Raw genomic sequence first — 498 nt, 5'->3', positions numbered from 1 at the left:
ATATATGCATTCCGGGGTGCGGATATCTTCACTTATATGAAGGCGCGTAGCGAAGTTCACGCCCACTACACTTTAGACACCAACTGGCGCTCCGCACCTGGAATGGTGAACAGCGTGAATAAGCTTTTCAGCCAGACTGATGACGCGTTCATGTTTCGCGAAATACCGTTTATTCCAGTGAAATCAGCCGGGAAAAATCAGTCGTTACGTTTGGTATTTAAAGGTGAAACGCAGCCTGCGATGAAAATGTGGCTGATGGAAGGCGAAAGCTGCGGCGTTGGCGACTATCAAAGTACCATGGCGCAGGTATGTGCTGCGCAAATCCGCGACTGGCTACAAGCCGGACAGCGGGGCGAAGCGTTGCTGATGAACGGCGACGACGCGCGTCCGGTGCGTGCTTCGGACATCAGTGTGCTGGTGCGTAGCCGCCAGGAGGCCGCCCAGGTGCGCGATGCCTTAACGTTGCTGGAAATCCCTTCCGTTTACCTTTCGAACCGC

At 54.4% G+C, this 498-nt stretch carries 1 protein-coding gene; it reads left to right on the top strand.

All coding sequences use genetic code 11. The features are described from left to right. Nucleotides 1–36 precede the first annotated feature (36 nt). Nucleotides 37–498 (top strand): exodeoxyribonuclease V subunit beta (locus tag K0040_RS22440; protein ID WP_228110441.1); only part of this gene is annotated, 462 nt, incomplete at its 3' end.

The organism is Terrisporobacter petrolearius (assembly GCF_020748185.1).
Taxonomy (GTDB): Bacteria; Bacillota; Clostridia; order Peptostreptococcales; family Peptostreptococcaceae; genus Terrisporobacter; species Terrisporobacter petrolearius.
The sequence above is the reverse complement of the archived record's forward strand: the minus strand, read 5'-3'. Positions and strand labels throughout refer to the sequence as shown.